The organism is Sorangium sp. So ce327 (assembly GCF_051530205.1).
In the GTDB taxonomy this organism is placed as follows: Bacteria; Myxococcota_A; Polyangia; order Polyangiales; family Polyangiaceae; genus Sorangium; species Sorangium cellulosum_B.
This window is the reverse complement of the sequence record NZ_CP150330.1, coordinates 12,829,026-12,852,627: the sequence shown is the minus strand read 5'-3', so window position 1 is coordinate 12,852,627 and position 23,602 is coordinate 12,829,026. Positions and strand designations below refer to the sequence as shown.

At 72.8% G+C, this 23,602-nt stretch carries 27 protein-coding genes; 13 read left to right on the top strand and 14 right to left on the bottom strand.

Annotation, left to right across the window (positions count from 1 at the left end; translation table 11 throughout):
- The first annotated feature begins 31 nt into the window (after nucleotides 1–31).
- Nucleotides 32–976 carry an MBL fold metallo-hydrolase gene (locus tag WME95_RS48120; protein WP_437905887.1) on the top strand — a complete coding sequence of 315 codons (945 nt, stop codon included), beginning with the start codon at nucleotides 32–34 and terminating at the stop codon, nucleotides 974–976.
- A gap of 24 nt (nucleotides 977–1,000) precedes the next feature.
- Here WME95_RS48120 and WME95_RS48115 read toward each other — a convergent pair whose 3' ends face one another.
- Nucleotides 1,001–1,864 carry a LysR family transcriptional regulator gene (locus tag WME95_RS48115; RefSeq protein WP_437905886.1) on the bottom strand — a complete coding sequence of 288 codons (864 nt, stop codon included), beginning with the start codon at nucleotides 1,862–1,864 and terminating at the stop codon, nucleotides 1,001–1,003.
- A gap of 83 nt (nucleotides 1,865–1,947) precedes the next feature.
- Between WME95_RS48115 and WME95_RS48110 the strand changes: the two genes are divergently transcribed.
- A complete protein-coding gene (locus WME95_RS48110; protein WP_437905885.1) occupies nucleotides 1,948–2,751 on the top strand; it encodes a hypothetical protein in 804 nt (267 codons plus the stop codon).
- Complete coding sequence (locus WME95_RS48105; RefSeq protein ID WP_437905884.1) at nucleotides 2,738–3,544, top strand: hypothetical protein; 807 nt, start codon at nucleotides 2,738–2,740, stop codon at nucleotides 3,542–3,544. The genes WME95_RS48110 and WME95_RS48105 overlap by 14 nt, the downstream gene beginning before the upstream one ends.
- A gap of 97 nt (nucleotides 3,545–3,641) precedes the next feature.
- Here WME95_RS48105 and WME95_RS48100 read toward each other — a convergent pair whose 3' ends face one another.
- The gene (locus WME95_RS48100; protein ID WP_437905883.1) at nucleotides 3,642–4,286 is read right to left on the bottom strand and encodes a glutathione S-transferase N-terminal domain-containing protein; all 645 of its coding nucleotides are present in this window, start codon (nucleotides 4,284–4,286) and stop codon (nucleotides 3,642–3,644) included.
- Nucleotides 4,287–4,680: 394 nt separating this feature from the next.
- On the opposite strand from WME95_RS48100, the gene WME95_RS48095 reads away from it, so the two are divergent.
- Entirely contained in the window at nucleotides 4,681–5,031 is a 351-nt protein-coding gene (locus tag WME95_RS48095; protein WP_437905882.1) for a hypothetical protein, read from the top strand.
- Between the two features lie 10 nt (nucleotides 5,032–5,041).
- Here the strand turns inward: WME95_RS48095 and WME95_RS48090 are convergent, their stop codons facing one another.
- Entirely contained in the window at nucleotides 5,042–5,722 is a 681-nt protein-coding gene (locus WME95_RS48090) for a DUF1826 domain-containing protein (RefSeq protein WP_437905881.1), read from the bottom strand.
- A 328-nt stretch (nucleotides 5,723–6,050) separates the two neighbouring features.
- Entirely contained in the window at nucleotides 6,051–6,494 is a 444-nt protein-coding gene (locus WME95_RS48085; RefSeq protein WP_437905880.1) for a hypothetical protein, read from the bottom strand.
- 139 nt (nucleotides 6,495–6,633) lie between these two features.
- Between WME95_RS48085 and WME95_RS48080 the strand changes: the two genes are divergently transcribed.
- The gene (locus WME95_RS48080) at nucleotides 6,634–8,769 is read left to right on the top strand and encodes a cytochrome C peroxidase (RefSeq protein ID WP_437905879.1); all 2,136 of its coding nucleotides are present in this window, start codon (nucleotides 6,634–6,636) and stop codon (nucleotides 8,767–8,769) included.
- An 88-nt stretch (nucleotides 8,770–8,857) separates the two neighbouring features.
- Here WME95_RS48080 and WME95_RS48075 read toward each other — a convergent pair whose 3' ends face one another.
- Nucleotides 8,858–9,430, bottom strand: coding sequence for a hypothetical protein (locus WME95_RS48075; RefSeq protein WP_437905878.1), 573 nt, complete (start codon nucleotides 9,428–9,430; stop codon nucleotides 8,858–8,860).
- A 183-nt stretch (nucleotides 9,431–9,613) separates the two neighbouring features.
- Complete coding sequence (locus tag WME95_RS48070; RefSeq protein ID WP_437911103.1) at nucleotides 9,614–10,354, bottom strand: 3-oxoacyl-ACP reductase family protein; 741 nt, start codon at nucleotides 10,352–10,354, stop codon at nucleotides 9,614–9,616.
- A 109-nt stretch (nucleotides 10,355–10,463) separates the two neighbouring features.
- On the opposite strand from WME95_RS48070, the gene WME95_RS48065 reads away from it, so the two are divergent.
- Entirely contained in the window at nucleotides 10,464–11,081 is a 618-nt protein-coding gene (locus WME95_RS48065) for a TetR/AcrR family transcriptional regulator (protein WP_437905877.1), read from the top strand.
- 22 nt (nucleotides 11,082–11,103) lie between these two features.
- Here the strand turns inward: WME95_RS48065 and WME95_RS48060 are convergent, their stop codons facing one another.
- The 3 genes from WME95_RS48060 to WME95_RS48050 all read right to left on the bottom strand — a co-directional run bounded on the left by WME95_RS48060 (nucleotide 11,104) and on the right by WME95_RS48050 (nucleotide 13,804).
- Nucleotides 11,104–11,829, bottom strand: coding sequence for an SDR family oxidoreductase (locus WME95_RS48060; RefSeq protein ID WP_437905876.1), 726 nt, complete (start codon nucleotides 11,827–11,829; stop codon nucleotides 11,104–11,106).
- 77 nt (nucleotides 11,830–11,906) lie between these two features.
- Nucleotides 11,907–12,452: a hypothetical protein gene (locus WME95_RS48055; RefSeq protein WP_437905875.1), complete on the bottom strand. Its 546-nt coding sequence runs from the start codon at nucleotides 12,450–12,452 to the stop codon at nucleotides 11,907–11,909.
- On the bottom strand, nucleotides 12,452–13,804 hold the full coding sequence (locus WME95_RS48050; RefSeq protein WP_437905874.1) for an AAA family ATPase: 1,353 nt from the start codon (nucleotides 13,802–13,804) through the stop codon (nucleotides 12,452–12,454). Before WME95_RS48050 ends, WME95_RS48055 begins: the two co-directional genes overlap by 1 nt.
- A gap of 119 nt (nucleotides 13,805–13,923) precedes the next feature.
- Between WME95_RS48050 and WME95_RS48045 the strand changes: the two genes are divergently transcribed.
- Together WME95_RS48045 and WME95_RS48040 are read left to right on the top strand one after the other, a co-directional pair.
- Nucleotides 13,924–14,178 (top strand): hypothetical protein, encoded by a 255-nt coding sequence (locus tag WME95_RS48045; RefSeq protein WP_437905872.1) that lies wholly within the window; start codon nucleotides 13,924–13,926, stop codon nucleotides 14,176–14,178.
- 13 nt (nucleotides 14,179–14,191) lie between these two features.
- Nucleotides 14,192–15,343: a methionine aminotransferase gene (locus WME95_RS48040; protein WP_437905871.1), complete on the top strand. Its 1,152-nt coding sequence runs from the start codon at nucleotides 14,192–14,194 to the stop codon at nucleotides 15,341–15,343.
- Between the two features lie 38 nt (nucleotides 15,344–15,381).
- On the opposite strand, the gene WME95_RS48035 is transcribed toward WME95_RS48040, so the two are convergent.
- From WME95_RS48035 to WME95_RS48015, 5 genes are all read right to left on the bottom strand, one after another.
- On the bottom strand, nucleotides 15,382–15,738 hold the full coding sequence (locus tag WME95_RS48035) for a response regulator (RefSeq protein WP_437905870.1): 357 nt from the start codon (nucleotides 15,736–15,738) through the stop codon (nucleotides 15,382–15,384).
- Nucleotides 15,739–15,826: 88 nt separating this feature from the next.
- Nucleotides 15,827–16,561, bottom strand: coding sequence for a response regulator (locus WME95_RS48030; RefSeq protein WP_437905869.1), 735 nt, complete (start codon nucleotides 16,559–16,561; stop codon nucleotides 15,827–15,829).
- 22 nt (nucleotides 16,562–16,583) lie between these two features.
- Entirely contained in the window at nucleotides 16,584–18,164 is a 1,581-nt protein-coding gene (locus WME95_RS48025; RefSeq protein ID WP_437905868.1) for a sensor histidine kinase, read from the bottom strand.
- 25 nt (nucleotides 18,165–18,189) lie between these two features.
- Entirely contained in the window at nucleotides 18,190–18,930 is a 741-nt protein-coding gene (locus tag WME95_RS48020) for a sensor histidine kinase (protein ID WP_437905867.1), read from the bottom strand.
- A 46-nt stretch (nucleotides 18,931–18,976) separates the two neighbouring features.
- A complete protein-coding gene (locus WME95_RS48015) occupies nucleotides 18,977–19,588 on the bottom strand; it encodes a response regulator transcription factor (RefSeq protein WP_437905866.1) in 612 nt (203 codons plus the stop codon).
- A 728-nt stretch (nucleotides 19,589–20,316) separates the two neighbouring features.
- Between WME95_RS48015 and WME95_RS48010 the strand changes: the two genes are divergently transcribed.
- The 5 genes from WME95_RS48010 (at nucleotide 20,317) to WME95_RS47990 (ending at nucleotide 23,602) form a co-directional block, all read left to right on the top strand.
- Nucleotides 20,317–20,820 (top strand): GreA/GreB family elongation factor, encoded by a 504-nt coding sequence (locus WME95_RS48010; RefSeq protein WP_437555635.1) that lies wholly within the window; start codon nucleotides 20,317–20,319, stop codon nucleotides 20,818–20,820.
- A 170-nt stretch (nucleotides 20,821–20,990) separates the two neighbouring features.
- Nucleotides 20,991–22,136, top strand: coding sequence for a Spy/CpxP family protein refolding chaperone (locus WME95_RS48005; RefSeq protein WP_437905865.1), 1,146 nt, complete (start codon nucleotides 20,991–20,993; stop codon nucleotides 22,134–22,136).
- A 29-nt stretch (nucleotides 22,137–22,165) separates the two neighbouring features.
- Complete coding sequence (locus tag WME95_RS48000) at nucleotides 22,166–22,741, top strand: RNA polymerase sigma factor (protein ID WP_437547641.1); 576 nt, start codon at nucleotides 22,166–22,168, stop codon at nucleotides 22,739–22,741.
- Nucleotides 22,734–23,144, top strand: a complete 411-nt coding sequence (locus tag WME95_RS47995; protein ID WP_437905864.1) for a hypothetical protein — start codon at nucleotides 22,734–22,736, stop codon at nucleotides 23,142–23,144. Before WME95_RS48000 ends, WME95_RS47995 begins: the two co-directional genes overlap by 8 nt.
- On the top strand, nucleotides 23,141–23,602 hold the full coding sequence (locus WME95_RS47990; protein ID WP_437905863.1) for a hypothetical protein: 462 nt from the start codon (nucleotides 23,141–23,143) through the stop codon (nucleotides 23,600–23,602). The genes WME95_RS47995 and WME95_RS47990 overlap by 4 nt, the downstream gene beginning before the upstream one ends.

Sequence of the window (23,602 nt, the reverse complement as noted above, 5' to 3'; positions counted from 1 at the left end):
CCATTCATTTTTCGGGGAACACACTGGCGGCATGTCCAGACACACCTTCCGCTTCGTATCCCGCGCTCTCCTCGCCTCCGCGCTCCTGCTCGGCGCGTGCGCCGAGCCGCTCCCGCCGCCCAAGGACCCGCCGGCGTCGACGCACGGCGCGGCGAGGGCCACGCTCGGCACGCCGATCCGGCTGCAGGTGATGGAGGCGCTCCTCGACCAGGCGGGCCCCATCACCGTCGAGACCGTCGTCAGCGCGCGGTGGGAGACCAGCCGCGCCGGGCTCATCAACCTGGCCCACGAGCGCGCCGCCGGCCTGACCGACGGCCTCGAGCCTGTCGACATCACCTTTCACGCGCTCGCGCACCCGGCGCGGGGCCTGTACCTCATCGACACCGGCGCGTCGCAGGCGCTCGCGGCGAGCGACCATCCCCTCCGCACCGGCCCCGTCGGACAGGCGCTCAACTTCGGCGCCTTGCGGGTGGAGGCCAGCCTCGGCGCCTTTCGCGGCGAGCGGGCGCTGGCCGGCGTGCTCCTCACGCACCTGCACATCGACCACGTGCTCGGCCTGCCCGACGTCGCGCGCGACGTCCCGATCTTCGTCGGCCCCGGGGAGTCCACGTTCGAGAGCCCGTTCCATGCGCTCACCCAGTCCACCGTGGACCAGCTCCTCGAGGGCCGCGCGCCCCTCGAGGAGTGGGCCTTCGGCGGCGAGGGCGTGATCGACGTGCTCGGCGACGCCTCGCTCTTCGCGCTCTCGGCGCCGGGGCACACGCCGGGCTCGGTCGCCTATGTCGCGCGGACGCCCGAGGGCCCGGTGCTCTTCACCGGCGATGTGTGCCACACGGCCTGGGGCTGGCGGAACGACGTCGAGCCCGGGAACTTCTCGTCCGACCCCGCCGGGAGCGCCGAGAGCCTCGCCTTCCTCCGCGCCCTCGCCGCCCGCCACCCGTCGATGCAGGTGCGCCTCGGGCACCAGTCGCTGTGAGCGCCGGGCCTCCCCGGCAGGCGCTCATCCGTCGGAGGTGAGCTCCTTCTGGAGGTGCCGCTCCAGCCGCTCCAGCACCTGGCGCGCCACGCGCCGGAGCCGCCGGGGGTAGACGGCGACGAGGGGCGGGCTCGGCAGCGGGAGCCTGGGCAAGAGCCGGATCAGGCGCCCCTCCTGGACCCGGCGCGCGACAAGCCAGCGCGGGAGCACGCTCACGCCGAGCCCTGCCTCCACGGCCCTGAGGTTCGTCTCGATGTCGTCGGTCGTGAGCCTGACGGTGAGCCCCAGCTTCTCGAGATCGCGCACCCCGCCGCTCGCCACGACCCGCACCGCGGCGAGCTCCGACATGGATGTCGGCGCCGGCTTGCCCGCGAGCAGGCCGGCGCTGCCGACGAGCCACTGGGGCGAGGTCCCCAGCGTTCGCTCGATGAACGACGGCTCGCTGCGGACGCCGACGCGGAGCGCGAAATCGAACGCGCCTGCCACGAGGTCGACCCGCTGATCGGTGAGCGCGGCGTCCACGACGAGCCCCGGCGATTCATGCATGATCCGCACGAGCTCCGGCAAGAGGAGGCGGCGGCCGAGCGCCCCGGGCGCCGAGAGCTTCACGCGGCCCGCGAGGTCCCCGAAGCCGGACGCGGCGCGGAGCTCCGCGTCCTCGAGCGCGCGCACGTGCTCCTCGATCTGCTCGTAGTACGCGCGCCCCTCCAGGGTGAGCGCGACGCGCCGGGTGGTGCGCTCGAACAGCCGGAGACCGAGGCGCGACTCCAGATCGGCGATCCCGCGGCTCGCGGCCGATTGCGTCATGGAGAGCTCGCGCGCCGCCCGCGAGAAGCTGCCGCTGTCCGCCACCTTGCAGAACACGCGCAGCGCGAGGAACCGATCCATGGCTCAATTTATTCTGAATTGAACTAACTGTAAGACGTATTCTATCGCTACCGGCATGAGCGGGCGCTGGCCATCCTGCGTGCATGCTCGTACGCCACACGTTCGATGGGCCGAGGCGGGGCCGTCTGCTCCGCCTCCTCGCGTTCTTGAGCGCGCTGCTGCCGCCTCTGGGCGCCCGCGCAGCCGACGCCACGGGGGCATCCCCGCCGCCGGAGGTCGCGCCCCGCGGCGCCGATTCCGCGGGTCCGGTGCCCGCGGAGGCTCGCCTCGTCCTTGGATCACGCCTCGTCGGCAGGGACACGGGCGGCGGCCTGGAGCTCGACGGCCGCGTGCGCCTCGCGGGCGGGGCGCAGCTCGGAGCCGCTGCCTCCTTCTGGGCCCTCGAGCGAGCGTACATGGGAGGGCGAACGGTGACAGGCGCGAGCGGCGCCTCGGGCGCTGCGGTCTTGCTGATGCCGCTCGTGACGCACGGCCCGCTCGAGCTCGATCTGCGCCTCAAGACGGGGTTCCTGGCGCTCCGGGACGTCGGAGGGGGCACCGGGGGAGGCAGCACCGGGGGACGCGGCGACGCGCCCGCGTCGGCGCTCCGGCACGTCGACGAGCTATCGATGGTCGCTCACGTCGCGCTCGGCGAGGCGTGGCTGCTCCGCGCCGGGGCCACCGTCGGCTTCGAGCTGGAGCTCGATCCGACCACGGAGCTGGCCGACGTGGCGCAGGTCCTGACGGCGGGCGCCGGCTACGCCGTGTCCGAGCACGTTCTCCTCACCCTCGACGCCAGCGCGGGAGGCACCTTTGGATTCAACGGCGACAACGGCAAGTTCCTGCTCGAGGGCTCTTTCGGAGCGCGCTTCGCTTTCGGACAAGGAGGCTCCCGTGTCGCTCACTGACCGCCGCGGCCACCGCCTTCACCTCATGACGCTCGCGTCGAGCGCGTGCCTCGCGCTCCTGCTCGGGGCCGCGCGGGCCGACGCGCAGGCTCCGGACACCCGGTCCGGGGCCGTCGAGCGCGCCGGCGCGGGCGCCTTCGATGCCGGGCCGCCCGGGGCAGCGGACACGCGCGGCGCGCGCCGGCCCGCGCCGGACGTCCCGGTAGGCGGCTTCGTCGACCTCGAGTGGCGCGTGATGGGCCTGGGAGGACACGTGTCGCACGGGCCGGCGTTCGCCGCCGGCGTGACCTTCGCCAACGGCCTGGTGCGCCTCGGCCTGGGTGGGCTCGCGCGGCCGGGGCCCATGAATCCTGCCACCTTCGACGTCGCGCTGCCCGGAGGGCAGACCTACAAGGGGCAACGCACGCTCGAGCTCAAGTCCGACGGATCCATGCTGGGCGCGCACGTCGGGCTCTCGTTCCGGCTGCCCTTCGCGGAAGCGCTGGCGGTCCAGATCCCGATCACGGTCGGCTACGGCGGGTTCGGCTTCTACTTGCAAGGGAACGATCGCAAGACGCCCGACGGACGCCGCGTGAGCGCGTGGGAGGACGAGCTCTTCGCGGGCAAGGACTCCTTCCTCGGCGTGGTCGTCGATACGGGGCTGCGCCTCGGGTACCAGCCGGACGACGCGCCGTGGTTCAGGCCCTACGTGGGCGCGAGCTTCACGGCGGTCCCCGGCTTCGACACGTTGGTGCGAGACGATTACCTCGGGTTCAGCGGAGTCCTCGGCGTGGAGATCGGCCACGGCATCTGAGCGGGCGCCTTCGCCAGGTGAGGAGGAGGCCGAAGTCACGGGCTCCCCGCATGAGGTACGCGCGTCGGGCGGGTGGCGGCGCCATGGGGGGCTGCGCTCAGGGGTCGAACCGGTAGGTGGTCTCGGCGGCGGATGCCCGCGCCGCGAACTCTCGACAGAAGCCGTTCAGCGCGGGATAGGGTTCGGTCGGCAGGACGCGCCGGAACTCCAGATGCGTGACGAGGCAGAACAGCGCGACCTCCAGATAGCTCAGATCCCGGTCCGACGGCAGCGCGGCGAGCGCGTGACCCGCGTTGTCCTCCAGCCATGACATGGTGTTCATAAGGCTGTTTCGCTGCTTGGCATGGTGCGCGCTGCCGTCGCTGGCCCCGGCGGCGCCGGCCATGATCAGCCCGACCTCCGTCGCCATCGCATGAACGACGAGCTCCTGGGCGTTCGCGAGGAGGGGTTGGTCGAGGTCCTCCGGCCATACCGTGCGTACCGCGCGCTTCGACTGCCGCGACAGCTCGCGGCAGATGTTGAGCGCGCCGAACCACACGCCGCGGGATGTCCGGAGAGCCGGCATCTTGAGCGCGGGGTTGCCCGCGTAGTCCGCCGCGTTGGACGACATGAGGTCCCGCACGACCTCGAGCGAATGGTCGACCCCCATCTCCACGGCGAAGATCCGCGTGACACGCGTGAAGTGCGAGCTGGAACGGCCGACGATCACGGGCTTGACGAGCTCTCCCAGAGCCTCTGACATGCTTGCTCCTCCGATCCAGGGACCATTCAGCGTCGATGAGGGTCCGACGCGTGGATCGCCTCGAGCTCCGAGCCGGCCCCGTCGTGCGGCTCCCACGCATCGTGGAGCGGTAGCATAGCTGGCGTCCGACCCGCGCCGTCAAGCATCCCACGGGGAGGCGAGTGCTCTGGCAGGTGGAGCAGCGGCAAGGCTGGCCGGGAGCCGTGCCTGTCCAGGCGATTGCCGCCTCACGCGAATTTTCGACGACCACCACACGCCGTGCGGGTAGGTTGGTTCACCTGGAGCCCAATTTCTCGTGTCTGCCAGCCGAGAAGTCGTGCTTCAGGGGTTGATGCAATCAGCCTCTTCACCTTTCAGAGCTGTGCGTTTTCCCGCGCTCGGCAAGGAGACCAGGATGAAGGACCACGCGACGCACGATGAGCATGCGCACGATCACGGCCAGGCGTGCGGACACCAGGCGATACGTCACGGTGACCACGTCGACTACCTGCACGATGGCCACTTGCACCACCGGCATGACGACCATGTCGACGAGCACGTCCTCTCGGTGAACGAGGAGAACCCTGCACAGTGCACCCCGAACCACGCGTGCTCAGGGCACGACGTGAAGCACGCGCACGGAGACGACTGCGGGCACCCCGCTGTCCCTCACGGAGATCACGTGGACTTTCTCGTCGACGGCCACTTGCACCACCCGCACGGCGGGCACTGCGACCATCACGGCGACGTACAGCTGACGGCGTAGCGCCGCGGTTTCAGGCCAGGGCGTCGAGCGTCACGACGACACGTGGCGACGTTCCGGGCGGCGACCGGTGCACCGCGCCGCGGTCCTGGTTGCCCGGCCACGCCTCTCCCTTGAGCAGCCCGACGTCGAACGGATCCATCCGGCGGAGGCGCGCGCCGGCGCGCAGCACCCCCGAGACCTCGTCGGGGACACCGTTGGCGCGATGTCCGAGCCGGTCCCGCCGGACATCGGCGTGCTCTGCCCACTCCGTCCCTGCCCCGACGTAGGTGGTCACCAGGCGGGCGGTCACCATGTCGGCGTGGAGACGAGGGCACATGGGCTTGTCGAGCCGCGCGAGCCGTAGGCCGACCCGCGGGCAGCCCGTGAGATCCGCGAAGAGCGATATCAGCCCGCGCACGTCCTCGAGGAAGACTTCACGACCGGGCGAGGGGGGTGCTCCAGCGGCCAGCGCCGCGAGGTCGGGCGCGACCGGATCGACGCTCAGCGCCTCGGCGAGCGGCCGTGGCAGCAGCCATTCGCGCACGAAGCCGTCCATGTCGGGGTCGACGCCCCGCCGCAGCACGCAGACGCTCACCTCGGGCGCCGCGAGCTCGGCCAGGTCGACGAGCTCCGTCACGATGCGCGTCGAGCTGGCAGGCGCCGCGCGCGGCGATGCAAAATCCTCGTGTTCCTCAGCGGTCGTTGTCGTCATCACGTCTTGTCTGGCCTTCCGTGGTAGGCGCCGCGACATGAGCCACCATGCCGCGACGAAGCCTCGAGAGCCATGATGCCATGGATCACGGCGTTGATGCAACCAAGTTGCATCAGCGGGCAACTCGATAGAGTGATGTCGCTGCCAGCAGGTCCAGCGGATGTGCTGGCAACCGGTGGATGGATCGCTCGACGTGAGCTACCGCTGCGGAGACGACGACCTGAACGACTCGCCTCCTGACTGGGAACGCGTCGTCTATCACGCGGATCGAGCCGGGGTCCGAGGAAGCCATTTCAGGCGGCAGGCCTCCAGACGGCAGCTACCCGCTCTACGGAACGCGCATCCTCGCAGCGCCCTCGCCGGCCTCCGGCCCCTCCGGAGGCGGCAGCGCGACCGTCTGCGCCTCGATCCGGGGGAGCTCGCGCCGCAAACGAGCGCGCTGAAAATCAGCGTCGAACGGACCCTTGAACCATAACACCAGCACGTAAATCCCTCCGAACGACTCGGCGAGGTACGAGTCCTCGGGAGGAGCGGCGGGGCGAGCCACGCGGAGCCGGCCGCCCCGCCGCAAGGGTGGACCCGACCGAGCGGCCATCTCCCGCTCGGCAAAGCGCGCGGCGAGCGGGAGCACCGTGGGCGCGACCGGCCAGGCACACCAGATGTTGTTCGATTCATCGATCACGGCCGCGGCGGCGGCGCCAGCGCGGGCGACCAGATCGCTCAAGGTGTCTCGCAGCGCCTTCCACTCGGGGATGTCGTCGCTGAGGGGCATGCATCCCAGTGTAGGCCCTTCGCGAGGACAGGCAGCCTCATCCTTCGGCGCTCCAGCCCGGCCAGGCCAGGCCAGGCGAGCGACGACCCGGCGGCGACGCCCCTGTCACACTCTCGCCCGCTGGGCCGATGGTCCAGGCATGAGAGCCGCCGCTCCGACCGCCCTCGCCCTCCTCGCCCTCGCCTGCACCCCCTCCCCGCGCGACCCGGCCCCGGCGCCGCCGCCCAGCCCTCGTGCCGCGGCGGAGGCGCCGCCGCCGCCCATCTGCGCCCGGCGTGCGGCGGGCCCCGCGCCCGCGCCCCTCGACGCGACGCACGCCGGCTCCGGCGTCGCCCTCGCGGAGCTCGGCGGGCGCACCCTCGCCTTCGTCGCCGACGAGGACGACGCCGCCCTCCACACCGTCGACATCGACGCCCGCGCCGCGCTCGCGCGCACGCCGCTCGCGGGCCGGCCCGCCCAGGTGATCGTGCTGGGCGACGGCCGCGTCGTGGCCTCGCTGCGCGACCGCGCCCTTCTCGAGGTGCTGGAGCCGGTGGGCCCTGCCGCCCCGCTCGAGCGAAGGTGCCTGGTGCCCGTGGCGAGCGAGCCCGTGGGCCTCGCGATGACGCCGGACCGCGCCACGCTGCTCGTCGCGAGCCGCTGGGGCCACGCGCTCACCAGCCTCGCGACCGCCGACCTCCGGCGCACCGGCGAGCTCCCGCTCGCCCGCGATCCCAGCGCGGTCGTCGCGTCGAGCGACGGCCGGCGCGCGTTCGTCTCCCACGCGGTCGGCGGCCGCATCAGCGTCGTGACGCTCGGCGAAGGCGGAGCGCCGACCTGCGCGCGGGAGCTGTCGACCGACGGGGTGGAGCGGCGCGCCCCGAGATCGACGTCGAAGCTCGCCAAGCCTTTCCCCCCCAGCTCGAGCGGGCCATCGCGGAAAGTGTCCTTCGATCTGGAAGACGGCACGCCGTTCCAGATGCGCCGCCCGACGGTGAACGTGGATCGCCGCGGCTCCCAGGGCTTCGCGCTGGCGCGCGCGGCGAGCGGCGCGGTCTTCGCGCCCATCGCGCTCGTCGATCCGGGGCCCGCGACGGGCGCCGGCGGTTATGGCAGCGCGCTCGTCCACACCGTGATCGAGCACATCGCGGTCGTCGACGCGATGGGCGAACGCGCGGACGTCCCGCCGGTCTCGGCCCACCTCGGGCTCCGCGGCTGCCGGCTCCCGCGGGCGGCGGCGATCGAGCCCGGGGACGAGGTGCTGCTCGTCGCGTGCCTCGGCCACGACGAGGTGATCGCCTACGACGCCCGCGCCCAGATCCCCGGCAAGCCGCAGCGGACCGGATCGGTGCGGGATCGCGAGCTCTTCCGCGCCCACGTGGGCGCCGGGCCCACCGCCATCGCGGTCGACGGCGCGCGCCGGCGCGCCGTGGTCTTCTCCCGGTTCGACGGCGCGCTGACGATCCTGCCCGCCGCGCGCGACCCGGGGCCGACCGCGATCGGCGCCGCCGGCAAGGAGCTCGCGGGCGAGCTGCCGGTCATCGCCCTGCCCCGCGCGTCGCGCCTCGACGAGCAGCGCGCGGAGGGCCAGCGGCTGTTCCACGCGGCCGGCGGCCGTCGCGTCGCGTTCGACGGCCGCGCCTGCGCCAGCTGCCACCCCGACGGCCGTGACGACGCGCTCACCTGGTCGACGCCGGAGGGCCCGCGCCAGACGCCGATGCTCATGAGGCGGCTCGACGGCACCGCGCCGTACGGCTGGGAGGGCGGCAAGAAGGACCTGGAGAGCCACTTCGCCCGCACCATGTCCCGGCTCGCGGGCACCGGCCTGAGCGCGAAGGAGCGCGACGCCATCTTCGCGTACCTCCGCGGCATGGATCCGCCCGCCGAGGCGGCGGTCCTCACGGCCGAGGAGCGCGCCGCGCTCGCGGCGGCGCCGGCCGGCGCCGCAGAGCCGGCAGCCGCAGAGCCGGCGGCCGGCGCCCGCGCCGCCCTCGCGGCGCGCGGCGAGGAGCTCTTCCACGCCCGCGAGGCGGGCTGCTCGAGCTGCCATGTCGGCGACGAGCTGACCACCGACGGCGCGCGGCACGACGTGCGGAGCGCGACGCGCTTCGAGACGGAGCGCTCCTTCGAGACGCCCTCGCTGCGCTTCGTCGGCCGCTCCGCGCCGTACTACCACGACGGCCGGTACCCGACGCTGCTCGCGCTGGTCGAGGGGGTGGACGGTTCCATGGGCCACACGGCCCACCTGTCGGCCGGGGAGCGGCGCGCCCTGGTCGCTTACCTGGAGTCGCTCTGAGGGAGGCGCGGCCGGCCTGAACCGCGTCGTCCCGGGCGGGGCGACGCTCGACGGCCACGCGCCCGATCTCCACGCCTCTCGCGGGAGCTCACGCGTGGCGGATCGGCTCCGCGAGCCAGCGAACCAGCGCCTCACCCTCGAGATCGAGCAAGGCATCCGTGACCTCCCCCGGGCCGTTCGCGCGGGCTCGCTCGAGGATCAAACGCGCTTCGTCAGCCGTCGGCCGTCGCCCGATCCGCCGCGCGAAGAGGCGGCCGAGCAGCTCTGCGATCGCCTCCTGTGCTCGTTCTTCGCCACGAAGCTCGCCACGAAGCTCGCCTCGCAGCTCGCCTCGTCGCTCGGCCTCGATGATCATCTCTCCGATGATCGGTGTGCGCCGGAGCAGCCCCTCTTCCTTGTCCTCCACCATGTCGATGAGCTCCTTCCGCAGATTATGCCCCCAGGGATCGATGGCGGCCGTCACCAGGAGCGCCGTGTACAGCTCGGCCCGCTCCGCCGCGGCCTTTGCCTCCGCGTGGATCTCCGCGACGACCTCCCGCAGCGCCGCCGCGGTCGCGTCTCGCGCCAGCGGGGCGAACACCAGCCAGAGCACGCTGCCGCGCGCCCGGAGCTCCGCGACCGTGCGCTGGTAGACGGCGTCCACGCCGGGTGGCGGCGCCATGCCGGGCTGCGCTCAGAGGTCGAATCGAGCTGCGATCTCGCTTGCCGACGCCGGCGCCGCGAAATATCGAATGTCGGCAGATACCGATGCTCCTGGGACAACTCGACGGCACCGCTCCGTACCTCCCTGGAGTCGCTGTGATGGCCGCGCGACCGGCGCCCAGCGCGGGCCGCGCGGCCCCCCTCAGGCCGAGAACCCGCCGTCGATGGTGATCGTCGCTCCGGTGATGAAGCGCCCGCCTTCGCCGGCTAGATGAGCGACCGTGGAGGCGATGTCGTCGGTGTTGCCGTAGTGACCGAGCGCGAGCATGCTCCGCTGCCCATCCGCTCCGGCGCCGTTGGCCGGGTTCATGTCCGTGTCGATCGGGCCGGGCTGGATGAGGTTGGCGGTGATGCCGCGCGGCCCGAGATCGCGGGCGAGGCCCTTCGTGAGGCCGACCAGCGCGGTCTTGCTCATGGAGTACAGCGTGATTCCCGGCCCCGGCACCCGGTCGGCGAGGCAGCTGCCGATGCTGACGATGCGCCCGCCGGCGCCCATGTGCCGCGCCGCGGCCTGCGAGGCGAGGAAGACGCCCCGCACATGGATCCCCAGCGTCTTGTCCAGGTCCGCGAGCGTCACGGCCTCGAGCGGCGCCATGATGGCGACACCGGCGTTGTTGACGAGGATGTCCAGCCTGCCGAGCTCGGCCACCGTCCGCTCGACCGCGGCGACGATCGCAGCCGGATCCGCTGTGTCCGCCGCGATCGCCATCCCCCGCCGACCCGCCGCCTCGACGTCGGCGATCACCGACCGCCCCTTGTCCGCGGCGCTCACGTACGTCAGCGCCACATCCGCCCCGCCCCGCGCCAGCCGCTTGACGATCGCCGCGCCAATCCCGCGGCTGCCCCCGGTCACCAGCGCCACCTTGCCTGCAAACTCCGCCATCGCTACCTCTTTTCTGTACAGATCGATACAGAATATATACGTTGTCCCGTGACCGGTGGTCAATCGGTTTTTTTATCGATCGTCACAGAAACACAGAAAGGTCTCGCTGATGGTCGGACGAGGGCGCCCTCGCAGCTTCGATCGGGACGCCGCCTTGCGGCGGGCGATGGAGGTGTTCTGGGAGCGGGGCTACGAGGGCACCTCGCTCAGCGATCTCACGGCCGCGATGGGCATCAACTCGCCGAGCCTCTACGCCGCGTTCGGCTGCAAGGAGGCGCTGTTTCGCGAGGCCGTGGCGCTCTACAGCGAGGTCGAGGGCGCGGCGACGAACCGGGCCATGAGCGACGAGCCGACGGCGCGCGGGGCGGTCGAGGCGATGCTGCGCGGCAACGTGGAGGGGTACGCGACGCCGGGCAAGCCGAGCGGCTGCATGATCGTGCTCGCCGCGACGCTCGGCACGCCGGAGAACGAGCGCGTGCGCGCCTACCTCGCCGGGTGCCGGCGGGCGGCGCTCGACGCGCTCCGGCGCCGGCTGGATCGCGGCGTCGCCGAGGGTGACGTGCCGGCGGGCACCGACACGGCGGCGCTCGCCGCCTTCTACACCACCGTGCTCCAGGGCCTCTCCCTCCAGGCCCGCGACGGCGCCTCGCGCGAGGCGCTCCGGGCGATCGTCGACTGCGCGATGGCCGCCTGGGAGACGCTGGCGAGGCCGCGCGCCGCGGTCTGAGCGCGCGCGGCGAGCCCGCGCTCTACGTGGCTTCGTTCATCGGCCGCATGACGATCTGCACGATGCGCGAGCGATCCCGCGGCAGCGCGGCGAGCACAACGGCCTCGGCCACGTCCTCCGGCGTGGAGAAGCCCTGCATGCGGTCCGAGCCGGCGGTGCGCCCGTCGCCGAGGGCGAAGTGCGTCTCGACGCCGCCCGGACAGACGGCGCTCACCTTGATGTTCTCCTGCCAGAACTCGCGATCGAGCGCCTGGGTCAGGCCCATCTGCGCGAACTTGGAGGCGCAGTAGATGGCCTCGCTCGGATAGCCCTGCAGGCCGGCGACGCTGGCGACGTTGATGATGTGGCCGCCGCCCTGGCGGCGCATGTGGGGGATCACCTCGCGGCAGAACAGCCATGTCCCCTTCACGTTCGTCGCCATGATGCGGTCGTAGTCGTCCTCCGACCACTCGAGGAAGGGCCGGTATCCGCCGATGCCCGCGTTGTTGACGAGGATGTCGACCCGCCCGAGCTCGCGGACCGCCCGCTCCACGCACGCGGCGACGGACGCGGCGCGGGTGACGTCGGCCTCGATCATCAGCCCGCGGCCGCCCGCCTCGCGGATCTCCCCTTCGAGCGCCGCCAGATCGGCCGTGGTGCGCGCCACGCCGACCACGACGGCCCCCTCCCGGCTCAGCGCGAGCGCGCTGGCCTTCCCGATTCCCCTGCTCGCCCCGGTGATGAGCGCGATCTTGTCCTTCAGCCGCACGGTGTCCCCCTCTCTCTCCGCCGCGCGCAGAGGAGAGGAACGGAGCGCCGCTCCCCGCGCCGGCGGGAGGCACGCTATCACGGGCGCGGCTCGCCGGCGCGGAGCCGGTACGTGACCTCGGGCGGAGCGCCGCCTTCCAGCCAGGCTCTCACGCGGTCGCCCTCGCTCCCTGGGTTGACCCACACGATCGTCCGGAGCGCACCGACACGCCGCGACGCGCCAGCGAACAGGCCTCGCGCCGTGTCGTCCAGGGAAAGGATCGTCTGATCTGCGGCCTGCGCCGCCTCGACCAAGTGGACGTCCTTCAGCATCGCCTCGCGGCCCGGCTCGCTCGCCGAGGCGGCCTCGATCTCCCTGCGCAGCGAGGGATCTGCAGGCACGTCCTCCAAGAGCAGCTTCTTGCGGGCGACCATGGAGACCCGCCACTGGCTCGCGAACACCGATTGGTGCTTGTTCCACTCGTCTCGGATGGCAGGGGGCATGACGGCCCGATGGCAGACGTCGAGCACCGTGGTCAGGGCATCGCGGCAGCGCTTGGACAGCGGGTACGTCGCGCCCTTTCCGCCCGCCGCGCGGGCCACCGAGGCATCGATGACGAGGCGCCGAGACGCCTTGGCGCGCATCAACGCCCGGCCAGCCGCGCTTCGGCGGCGTCCAGATACCGGCTCTGCGCGGCCAGCGCGACCTCGGCGAAGTCTTCGGGCCAGTCCCCGAACGCGCCCGCGTCGTCCAGCTCCGCGCTCCGGACCTCGGTTGCACCGTCCTCGGTCTGGGAGAACCAGTGGAGCGCCACACGATCGGGAGAGAGGGCTCCTTCGGCGACGAGCGACTGCACGCCGAGCAGCAAGAGAGAGCTGTGAGTCTCTGCGACGACGCGCACGCCGCGGTTCGCGGCGTCGGCCAGGATCTGCGCGAGCGCGACCTGCGCCCGCGGGTGCAAGTGAATCTCCGGCTCCTCGAGGTAGACGAGCTGGCCGGGGCGCGCGATGAGGAGCGCCACGACCACGGGCAGGCACTGCGACAGGCCGAAGCCCACGTCGGCAATGCTGACGAGATCACGCGCCCCCCCGCGACCCCCCCGGCGGAGGCGCCCGACGCGCAGCTCGACCTGCGTGTCGTCGATGCGGGAGGTCTCGACCTTCCACGTCAGCCCGAGCCTCTCCAGCGCCGCCCCGAGCTGTTTTTGTCGGATGTCCTTGGTGATCTGCCAGTGATGGATGATGCTGGCCACGTAAGGCTCGAATGTGCCGGGGAAGACGCCCCCCACAGCCGATGTCTTGTAGGTGCGCGTCGGATTGCCACGAAGCGCGGGTACGTGAATGATGCCTAGCAGCGCCGTGTCTATCCACCGCGCCGGGCCCATCACCGTTCCCGCCACACCAGCAAGAGGGCCTGTGCGCTTTCCCTCGGCTCGGACCGTCAGGAAGCAACGATCGCGAACAACGGAGATGCTTTGAAACAATGTGGCGGCCTGCTCGCCACCACCTCCGGGTAGGGAACCAAGAATCTCGTCGCGAGACGCTCCGGCCCGCACCGTGAAGGGCGGTTCGCCTGGTCGCGTCGAGGACATTTCCACGAGGTCGAAGCCCATTCCAGGCTGCCGCTTGAAACGCACCGTCACCTTGCCGCCCCCGGTCACCACCATCGTGATCGCGAAGCCTTCGCTCATGCGCTTCTTCCCGCTTCGCGAGAGCAACTGCTCTGCTGCGGTGAACCGCACATGCGGCCCGTCGAGCAGGAGCGCACCCGGATCGTAGGGTGCCTCGAGGGTCTGCTTGAGAAGGAGCGGCGCCTGCATCACGCTCGATTTACCGGAGCTGTTCGCGCCGGCGAGGAGCGTCAACGGGCGTATCGCGACCTCCGTCCGCTGCCGCAGCGACTTGTACCCCTCGACCGCGATAGCGCTGATGCCGGCGGCTGGCGGTGCCGGCTTCGACTGCGGGGAGGCCTTCTTCGTCCGCTCGTCCTTCGCCATCTTGCCGGGCGCACTGTCCCATACCGCGGCCCCGCGGTCCAGATGCACCGACCCGAGCGGACCGCACCTGCCCGACGGACCGCCGTCCAGTGGCGAGCATCGCGCACCGGATCGGCATCATGATGAACATGATCCCGATGCTCGCCGGGGAACGCCGCCTGGACGTTCATTACGGTATCTTCTATCTCGCGGCGGGGCTCTCCGCCGCGGCGGGCAACCTGATCATCGACCGGCTCTTCGACGGGAGCTCCAGGAGGGTCGGCGCGGCGCCCTGGCTCCTGCTCGTGGCGGTCGGCCTGGCCTCGGCGTCGGCCGTCGCGGCGCTCGCGCTCCGCGGCGCGCTGCCGGGGAGCGCGGCCGCTCTGAAGGGGTGATATATAGCCCGCCATGACCACGCCCGCGCTCCCATCGAAGCTGCCGTCGACCGGCGTCAGCATCTTCACGGTGATGACGCGGCTCGCGAACGAGCACGGCGCCATCAACCTGTCGCAGGGCTTCCCGGATTTCGACTGCGCGCCGGAGCTGGTGGAGGCCGTCGCCCGCCACATGCGCGCCGGCCACAACCAGTATGCCCCCATGCCGGGCGTGCTGGCCCTGCGCGAGGCGCTCGCGATGAAGATCGAGCGGCTCTATGGCCGCCGCTACGATCCGGCGACCGAGATCACGATCACCTCGGGCGCCACCGAGGGCATCTTCAGCGCGATCACGGCCTTCGTCCGCCCCGGGGACGAGGTCATCCTGTTCCAGCCCTGCTATGACTCGTACGCGCCGGCCGTGCTGCTGAACGGCGGAACGCCCGTGTTCGTCACGCTCCGCTTTCCGGAGTACCGCGTCGACTGGGACGAGGTGCGGCGCGCGATCACCCCGCGCACGCGGCTCCTGCTCATCAACTCACCGCACAACCCGACCGGAACGATGCTGTCGGCCGACGACATGCGCGAGCTCGGGCGGGTGCTGGAAGGGACCGACGCCCTCGTCGTCGGTGACGAGGTGTACGAGCACATCCTCTTCGACGGCCGCCGGCACGAGAGCCTCGCGCGGTATCCGGAGCTGGCCGATCGCTCCGTGGTCATCAGCTCGTTCGGGAAGACGTACCACACGACCGGCTGGAAGGTGGGCTATTGCGCGGCGCCGCAGGCGCTCTCGGCCGAGATCCAGCGGGTGCACCAGTTCGTGACGTTCGCGGTGAACGGCGCCATCCAGCACGCGTATGCCGAGGTCGTGGCGCGCGATCCGCTCGCCGCCGATCTCGCCCCCTTCTACCAGGCAAAGCGCGACCGGTTCCTGAAGCTCATCGAGGGCTCGCGGCTGCGCCCCCTGCCGTGCGAAGGCACGTATTTCCAGCTCGTTGACTATTCCGAGATCACGACCGAGCGAGACGCCGACTTCGCGCTGCGCCTCATCCGCGAGCACGGCGTCGCCTCGATCCCGATCTCCCCGTTCCTCTCCGGCGTGGAGCCCGGGCCCGTCCTGCGGTTCTGCTTCGCCAAGCGGGACGAGACGCTCGAGCGCGCGGCGGAGCGGCTGCGCCGGGTCTGAGGGCCCGCCGCGGCGGGCCCGCGTGGCGCCTACGCGCGTCAGCCGAGCAGCTGCCGGATCCGATCGAGCAGATCCGGAAAGCCGATCCCCTTCGAGAGCACCGCGTCCGGCGGGGGCGCGTCGCCGAGGGCGTCGTCGCCGCTGCCGCTGATCAGCACCGCCTTCGCGCGCGGCAGGCGCGCCCGCAGCACCGCCACGAGATCGGTGCCGTGGCCGTCGCCGAGGTTCTGGTCGAGCAGCGCGAGGTCGTACCGCGCGCCCTCCGCCGCGATCTTCCGCCCGGCCTCGGCGAACGAGCCGGCTTCCTCCACCTGGAAGCCCTCGTCCTCCAAGAGCGTCGCGAGCACGAACCGGGACGACGCGTCGTCGTCGACGAGGAGCACGGTCACGCTCACGCCGCCCTCCTCCGCCCGCGCGGCCGGCGCGGTCGCGGCCAGGCAGGTCGCAGCGCACGCCGCCGCCCGGCGCCATGTCCCGCGGCCCTCAGCACGTCCCCGGGTCGCTCCTGGCGCGCGCGATCGTGTGCATCAGCTCGCGCACCTCGAACGGTTTGTGGAGGCAGGCGTACCCGCCCTGGCTCGTGAACGCGTGGATCATCTCCGGCGTCGCGTGGCCGGTCATCGCGATCACCGTGATCCCGCGGCTCAGCTGCCGGATCTGCTCGTGCGTCCTCACGCCGTCCAGGGACGGCATCCGGAGGTCGAGCACGCAGACGTCGACCGCCGCGTCCCGCGCGCGCTGGATGGCCGTGTGCCCGTCGTACGCGGCCTCCGCGCGCAGCCCGGCCGCCTTGAGCCCCGCCACGATCGACTCCGCGACCGCGGGGAGATCGTCCACGACGAGCACGCCGCGCGACGAGAGGGCCCGCGCGATGATCCGCATGAGGTGCTCCATCGAGAAGGGCTTGTAGATGACCGCGTAGACGCCCTCGCCGATGCCCTGCTCGATGAGCTGCTCGCGCGCGAAGCCCGTCATCAGCACCACCGTGAGCTCCGGCTGGAGCCGCTTGATCTCCCGGAACGTCGCGACGCCGTCGAGGCCGGGCATCCTCACGTCGCTCAGCACGAGCGCGAAGCGCCGTCGCCTCACGAGCTCGAGCGCGTGCGCCCCGTCCCGCGCCTCGACGACCTCGTACCCCTCGAGCTCGAGGTTCGCGGCGAGCGTGGCGCGCATCCCCTCCTCGTCGTCCACCACGAGCACCGGTCCGGTCCCTTGCATCGACGGCCGTCTCCCTCCGCTGTCACGCGGGCTGCACGGAGGAGTGTACCTCCGGCGCCGCGGCGCGCGGTAACCGGATGGTGAACGTCGTCCCCGCGCCGGGCGCGCTCTCCACCGCGATCGTGCCGCCGTGCAGGCGGACGATCCCCGCGGTGATGGCGAGCCCGAGGCCCGTCCCCTTCAGCTTCGTGCTGAAGAGCGGCTCGAAGATCTTCGCGAGGTGCTCCTCCTCGATCCCCTCCCCGTTGTCGGCCACAACCAGGCTCACGGCCTGGTCGCACACACGTCCAACCACGCGCACCCACCCCTCGCGTTCGGCCGGGATCGCCTCGGCCGCGTTCTGGATCAGGTTCACGAGCACCTGCCGGAACTGGTCCTTGTCGAGGCTCGGCACCGGCAGCGCCGCCGGCACGAGGTTCTCCAGGCGCACGTGCGCGGGCGGCGTGACGACCGACATGGCGTCGTCCACGAGGGGCGCGAGCGGGCAGGCGGTGCGGCGGAGCCTGCGCTCACGCGCGAAGTCCAGGAGATCGCCGATGATCCGGTTGCACGAGAGCAGCTCCTTCTCCATCAGAGCGAGGAGCTGGGCGACGCGCGGCTCCGCGCCGACCTCGGTCCCGGCGAGGCGCTTCTTGAGGTAGTGCGTCGCGTTCCGGATGGCGCCGAGCGGGTTGCGGAGCTCGTGCCCGACGCTCGCCGCGAGCTGCCCTATCGCCGCGAGCCGCTCGACGCGCACGCTCGACGCCTGGGCCTCGCGCAGGCTCTCGGCCATGTGGCGGAGCGCCGCGCCCATGCGCCCGAACTCGTGCTTTCCCAGGTCGGGCAGCGGGTAATCGAGGTCGCCTCCGGCGATGCGCCGCGAGCACTCCGCGAGCGCGCCGAACCCGCGCGCCATCGAGCGCAGGAGCCCGCCGAGCAGGACGACGAGGAGCACGAGCGCCGCCGTCATCAGGGCGATGCTCGCGATCCTGATCCTGGCGCCTGCGCGGCCCGCCTCCTCCGTGTTCCGCGCGACGTCGCGCCGCGCGTCGGCGATGGCCGCGTCGATCTGGGGCACGAACCCCTCCTCGTACTCGACCTCGGGGCGCTCCACGAACCTCCGGTAGGCCGCCGGATCCCCGGCGCTCGCCATGCGGGACACGTGGTCGACGCCCCCGGCGATCGCCGCGAAGCTCGCGCGCATCCGGCGCAGGCGCTCGTCGCCCTCCTGCGCCTCGCGCAGCGCCTCGGAGGCGCGCTCGCCCTCGATCAGCGCCCGCTCCAGCGGCGCCCACGCCCGCTCCAGCGGCTCCCGCGCCCGCTCCAGCGGCTCCCGCGCCCGCTCGATCGCCTCCGCCGCGGACAGGTCCCGCGCGACGAGCCCGGCCAGGTGGTGGAGCTCCTCGGTGTCGCCGCCGCCGAGGGAGATCTCCGCGGCTTCCCGCATGTAGCGGCCGGCGTGGTTGGCGAGCGTGACATGGCGGGTGAGATCCTCGTACGACAGCTCGGCGCGCCGCTGGAGCCGCGTCATGCTGGCGGACGTGACGTGGAGCGCGCCGGTCGCGAGCAGCACGACGGCCGCGGCGACGGCGAAGATCAGCGAGAGGGCGGCCCGGATGCTCATCGCGGCGCCTCGGCCGCGCGCGCCGTCACAGCCGCTCCTCGACGAGCGCGCCCGCGCCGGGCGGCTCGGGCGCCAGAGCGAGGGGCAGCTCGATGCAGGCCAGCGTGCCCGAGGGCGCGCCGCGGCCGAGGGTGAGCGTCCCGAAATAGCGGCGCGCCACGCGCCCGGCGATGTTGAGCCCGAGGCCGAGGCGGCCCGGCTTGGTGGTGTAGAACGGGCGCGTGATCGCCTCCCGCTCCTGCTCGGGCACGCCCGTCCCCGCGTCGCCCACCTCGATGCGGTAGCGCGCGCCGGCCACGCTCCCGCGCAGCGTGACCACCCCGCCCCCGGGCATCGACTCCGCCGCGTTCTCGACGAGGCACCGGACCGCCAGCGCGAGCTCGGCCGGATCGAGCTCGACGACGCCCTCCGCCGCGTCGACGTCGACGCGGATCCCCGGCTCGGCGATGCGCGCGCAGGCCGCCGCCGTGAGGACGCACTCGCGGGCGCTCGCGCTCACCGGCCGCCGCCTGAGGCTCGGGTTCGCGTCGACGGCGCCGTCGACGAGCGCGCTCGCCGCGATCGCCTCCTCGTCGATGACGTCGAGGAACTGCTCCACCCGCGGGTCGTCCCGAAAGGCCTGCTCCCGGGCGACCTTGCGCCGGATGAAGAACGCCGCATTGCGGATCGTCCCGAAGCAATTGCGCAGATCGTGGCGCAGCGTGGCCACGATCTCCTCGGCCGTCGCGGTCTGCTCCACCGCGCCGAGCGGATCTCGGCTCGTCATCGTGGGGGATGGCCTCCTCGGGTGCCGCGTTCGCCGCCGCGGTCGATCACTTGAGGGTCCGGGCCGGGAGCCCAGCGTCTCCGACCCGCACCGTGTCCAGGTAGCTCGACGCCGCGCGGGAGGACGGGGGCGGGTACGAGCTCACCCGCTCTCGCTGCGAGGACACCGGCGCGTCCTGGACCTCCCGCGGCCTGAGCGACGGCGTGGCCCTCCTCGTCTTCGAGGCGGGCGCGGCGGCCTCGCGCGCCGAGGAGGCGCCCGCGCCGGCGTCCGCGGACCGCCGCGCGCGGGCGAGGCGCGCGAGCTCCAGGACGATCCGGGTGACCCGGGCGGGCTCGAACGGCTTGAGGATGACGTAGTGGCGGCCCGCCTCGCCGGAGCGGATGTACTCCTCGTCGCCGGTGATCAGCAGGCAGCTCGTGTAGAACGGCAGGCCGGCGACCCGCTTGAGGAGCTCGTCTCCGTTCATCCCGGGCATCTTGTAGTCGGAGCAGACCACGTGGAACTGGCCTGTCTGCAGCAGCTCGAGCGCCCGGTGGGCGGACGTGCAGGTCTCGACATCGACGTCGTCGTCGAGGATGGCCGCGATGCTGTCCAGCATCCTCCGCTCGTCGTCGACGACGAGCACGCGCAGCCTCTCCTGGGCATACAGGCTCACGATTCTCCTCTTGTGTGCTCGTGCGGTGATCGGGAAGCAGCCCGGGCGAGCGGCGGCAGGACGCCTCGCGTCATGTCGCGCGCGCTCGGCCCGCGCGCTCCAGGCTGTGCGGTGGCGCCGCACGACACCCATGCTCTCGTGTCGATGCGTTCCAGCCCGGAGCAGCGGCGCAGCAGATTAGGAATCTACACTACTCACCGTACCCCGGCAAAGAGATTCCTGAACGATTCCTGAGCGGTTCTCCCGCTCGCCGTCGCGGAGCGTCATCGCGCTTCATCGGGCGTCTTCTCGCGTCTTCTCGCGTCTTCTCGCGTCTTCGCGCGTCTTCGTGCTTCCAGGTCACCGTGTTGAAACATTCGATTCACACGAACGATAAGCGCGTCGGCAGTCCGCCGCGCGAGACGCGCGTGGATTGCACATCTGCAAGGAGCGGGGAGCTCTCGACGCGAAAAGGCGCCATGAGCTGCGACTCTGTGCGAGAGGCATCTATTACAGAGTTGCAATCAGCGCAGGTGTGCGCTCGGCGCCGCCCGCCCGCGGGCGGGCGCGCGGCGCGCGGCCTTCCCGGAGGAGCCGGGCCGCCTCCCGTCTCCTCATCATCTGCATCGGCACCGGCGGAGACGGACGCGCGCCGCGGGGCGCCGAGGACGGCTGCGCCCCTCGGCCGTCCTCAGCGCCGCGCGGCGCCCGACGACCGTGGAGTGACCGCCGCGATCCCGTCTGGTAAGATGTGCGTGTCCATGCCACCGGCCATCGACAAGCGCGCTTTGCTAGCGGCCCTGAAGGACCAGCTCGCCCGTGAGCTCGAGCGCTCCACCGAGCGGGCGCGCGACGCCGCGAGCGCCGTGACGCACGAGGAGAACCGCGCCGAAGGCGACAAGGACATGCGCGCCACCGAGGCGTCCTACGTGGCGCGAGGTCACAGCGAGCGCGTGCTCCAGATCGAGCAGGCGCTCGCCAGGCTGGGCGCCGTCACGGTGCGCGACTTCGGCCCTGGCGCGGGCATCGAGAGCTCGGCGCTGGTGGAGCTGGAGAGCGGAAAGCGGCGCGCGCTCTACTTCCTCCTGCCGGCCGCGGGCGGCGAGCGCATCCAGTTCCAGGGGGTCGAGCTGCAGACCCTCGCCACGACGAGCCCCCTCGGCGCGTCCCTGCTGGGCCTGTCGGAGGGCGACGAGGCCGAGGTCGCCACACCGCAGGGGACGCGCACCCACCTGATCGCCAGCGTGCGGTAAGGCCGGGCCCGATCCAGCCCGCGTTGGCCTCTCCCGGATGCCTGCGGAGCTTGCCGGACGACCGGGCCTCCAGAAAAAGTAGCTCGTCCTCGTAGGGCCCCCCTCCCCGCCCGCGTCACAGGGATGAACGACCCGCTCGGCACGACGCGGGCGACGCAGGAGAAGAGTCCATGACGCAGTCTCGTTGGTGGAGGCTTGGTGGGATATTGCCGCTCGTCGGCGCGCTCGTCGGCGCGGCCGGTTGCACGGCGGAGACGGGGCAGGGCAACACGTCCCCGAGCGACGAGGCCGCCGAGGCGGCGCTCGCCAAGGGCCCGCCCGGGGCGGGCGGTCCCCGAGGGGGCTTCGGCGGCCATCGCGGCGGGCCGCGCGGCCCCGAGCACCTCCTGCGCGCGGCGCTCCACGAGCTCGACCTCTCCGACGCGCAGGAAGCGACGATCGAGGGCGCCCTCGAGGGGCTGCGCGACGGCGCGAAGGAGCGCCCGAAGGACGGGGCCGTCTTCGCGGCGCTCGCCGAGGGCGTGCGCGCCGGCAAGATCGATCGGGCGGCGATCGAGGCGAAGCTCCCCGACGCCGGCCGCGCGGCGGAGGAGCGCCGCGCGCGCGTCGCCGGGGCGCTGAGCACCCTGCACGCCACGCTCACGAAGGAGCAGCGCCGGCAGCTCATCGATGTGATCGCCGCGAAGATGGACGAGCGAGCAGAGCGCGGCCCGCGCGGCGGCGAGCAGGGCGGCGAGCACCACCGCGGCCCGCGCGGCGACCGCGGCGGCATGGGCGGCCCCGGCATGCGCGGCGACCACGGCGGCATGGGCGGCCCCGGCATGCGCGGCGGTCCGCTGGGCCACCTCCTCGCCGGCCTCGACCTGCGCGACGAGCAGCGCGCGCAGATCGACAAGGCCCTCGAGGCCGCGCGCCCGGGCGACGCCGACCGGGTCGGGCGGAAGGAAGATCACGCGGCGAGGCGCGCCGAGATGCGCGCGCGGCTCGAGACGTTCGCCGCGGATCGCTTCGACGCGAACGCGTTCCTGCCGCAGCCGCCGGCGGGCGAGAAGATGGGCCCGCGGGCGCACCTGGACCGCATGGTCGGCGCGCTGGCCGCGATCGTCCCGATCCTCGACGAGGCGCAGCGCAACGCCCTCGCGGAGCGCATCGAGAAGGGGCCGGCCGCGGGCAGGCACGGCCGCGAGCACGGCCCCGGGCCTGGCAGGCACGGCCGCGAGCACGGCCACGGGCCCGGCATGCGCGGCCACGGGCCCGGCGGGCCCGGCGGCGAGCACGGCCCCGGGCCCGGCATGCGCGGCCCCGAGCGCCGCTGAGCGCCCGTCCCTGTAGCGCGCGCGGTGCCATGGGCGCAGAATCGCGGGGGAACGTGATCGTCGACCTCAGGCTCGTCGCAGCGCGCGTCGCCAGGGGCGATGATGCGGCCTTCCGGCAGATCGTCGAGCACACGCGCGCGCCGATGTACCGCCTGGCCGCGCGCCTGGTCGGCGACCTCGCCGAGGCCGAGGACGCCCTGCAGGAGGCGTTCGTCGACGCCTACCGCGCCCTGCGCGAGGGGCGCTACGACGGGAGATCGAAGGTGGAGACCTGGCTGTACCGCATCGTGACGAACGCCTGCCTCGACGCCCTCCGGCGCCGCCGCGACACCCCGCGCGAGGCGCGCGAGGCGTCGACCGAGCCGCGCTTCGACGGCCTCGTCTCCGCCGAGGCGCGCGTCGCGCTGCGCGAGCTCGACGCGCTGCTCGCCGCGCTCCCGCCCCAGGAGCGCGCCGCGCTCGTCCTCGTCGCCGTCGAGGGCCTGCCCGCGAAGGAGGCCGCGGCGGCGCTCGGCTGCTCCGAGGGCGCCGTCGAGCAACGCCTGGTGCGCGCCCGCGCCGCGCTCCGCGCCCGGCAGATCGAGGAGGAGGCGCCGCATGTCTGACCGCGACGACGACCGGACCGGACCTGATCGGGACCTCGCGCGCCTCGCGGCCGCGACCGCTCGCATCGACGCCGACGACCGCTTCACGGCGGCCGTGCTGCGCGCTGCGACGGCCAGCACGGCCAGCGCGGCCAGCGATCCGCTCGCGCGCATCGCGGCCGCGACCGACGGCCTCGAGCCGGACGCCGGCTTCACCGAGGCCATGGTCCGCGCCGCGACGGCCGCTCCTCGGCTCCTGCCCGCGCGGCCCGCGATCGCCGACGGCATCGTCCGCTCGGGTCGCCCTGCCCTCGTCGTCACCGCCCTCGCGGCGGCCGCGAGCATCCTCTTCTTCCTGCAGGCGCAGCGCGACGTCGACAGCGCGATCATGGCCTCCGTGGAGGCCCTCGAGGCGAGCGAATGACAGAGCGCCCCGCGTCCCCGCCCCCCCTCGCCCGCTGGAAGCCGCTGGCCGTGCTCGCCGCGGTCTTCCTCTTCGGCGGCGTCGCCGGCGCGGCCATCGGCCGCGTCACGGCGCTGCGCGACCTCGAGGCCACCTTCCGGGGCCCTCCGACCGAGGCGCGCGCCCAGTTCCGCCTCAAGGCGATGCGCCGCCACCTCGACCTCACCGACCGCCAGGTGCGCGAGCTCAAGGCGACGCTCGCCGAGGCCGAGGCCGAGCGGGACAGGCTCCTCTCCGAGTGCCGCCCCGCGCTCGACGCCCTCCGCGATCGCACCGACGCGCGCGTGAAGGGCGTGCTCACGCCCGAGCAGCTCACCCGCTACGAGGAGCTCGAGGCCGAGCGGCGGCGGCGCCCGGGCCCGCCGCCGTTCGGGCCGGGGCCTGGCCGCGGGCGCGGGCCGGGCGGTCGGGGCGACTGA